Origin of the sequence: Winogradskyella vidalii (assembly GCF_013403955.1) — a bacterium.
Classification (GTDB): Bacteria; Bacteroidota; Bacteroidia; order Flavobacteriales; family Flavobacteriaceae; genus Winogradskyella; species Winogradskyella vidalii.
Map to the genome: position 1 here is coordinate 1 of NZ_JABFDG010000039.1, position 1,250 is coordinate 1,250.

A 1,250-nucleotide genomic window follows, 5' to 3' on the forward strand; every position below is an offset into this window, starting at 1 on the left:
AAGGACAGTCCATTTTGGTAATTTCAAATATCGTTTTATTCACTCGGTTTCTGGGTTTTTCGGCATTACTTACAACGGTCTCGTATAACCGTCAGTTACGGGTTAATATGCGTTAATTTTCGGTTTGACACAGACCTTAGCAATTACGAGTGGATTCGGACGTAGTCGAATCCGCCGTAATTGCGGTTATACATTGTTGTAGGTAGTGCTTTTATAATTGTGGCCATCCGAAACTATTCAGTTTTTTTGTTTCCATATTATATTCTTTCAGCCTAACATTTGTTTCAAACCAACCGTGCCAACCTCCAATCCAGCTTTTTGTCAATTGGTCTTTTAATCCATAAGGGTCTTGACTAAAATCAATAAATTGAATTACTAATATTTTTTGTCCGTTTTCAATAAACCCTAAATATTGTCGGTCAAATTTTATGCTCTTTTTTGCTTCCTTTTTATTCCATTTCATCAGGTTTTGGAAGTCCTTTTGTCTTTCCTCAAGAGTCCATTCTGGGTCGTCTTTAAATCTCACAAAATTTTGATTGTAGGCAAATCTTTTGTCGGAATCCAAATACTGTTTATTTATTTCAATTTCGGCTTTTCTGATTTCGTTTTCAGTCGGTGTAAATCTATTTGATAATCTACCTATATTGAAATCGGCTTCATATTCTTTCGGAAATACCACTCCTGTGCTTTTTTCTAAATCAAGAATTTTTATTTCTCTTTTTATCTCTTCGGAAACCGGTTCGAGTACAACTCCGTGATTTACGATAAACTTAGAACTTCCACAACCTAATGTCAAAGTCAAAATGATTGATATGTAAATTGTCTTTTTCAGCATTACCTACAACGTGTTTGTGTATGGTTAGTTGCGTGGTTGGGTAGCTAATTTAGCAAACTTTTACGGACCAGAGAAAATTCCGCAGGAATTTTCGCAAGTAGGCTAGAACCAAGCAATTAATTATACACGTCTTAAGTTAGCAATTAAATAAAAACACTAAATTAAGATTTATAAATTAGAAAGAACAAAAGAGAGGAGTAAGGTTATTATATACGCAGAGACTTCAGATCTCGTCAACATTGAAAATCCCCTCTCTTTTCTACACAGATTTCGTACAGTTCTATGAGGCTTTAAGACCTCGATTTTAAGTCGTTGAAACTCGCGTAGATTGTCCTTTAAAAAAAACATTTCTTATGAATAAAGATATTAAATATTTTGGAATAGACATTAGCCATTTGGTTTTTGATGTCACAGA

General features: G+C 34.0%; 1 protein-coding gene. It reads right to left on the reverse strand.

All coding sequences use genetic code 11. The features are described 5' to 3' along the window. Positions 1-211 precede the first annotated feature (211 nt). Positions 212-835, reverse strand: a complete 624-nt coding sequence (locus tag HM982_RS18375; protein ID WP_179354773.1) for a hypothetical protein — start codon at positions 833-835, stop codon at positions 212-214. Between the last annotated feature and the right edge of the window lie 415 nt (positions 836-1,250).

Excerpts from the sequence above, each read along its gene's own strand:
- HM982_RS18375 (WP_179354773.1), bottom strand. The coding sequence starts at position 835 with ATGCTGAAAAAGACAATTTACATATCAATCATTTTGACTTTGACATTA.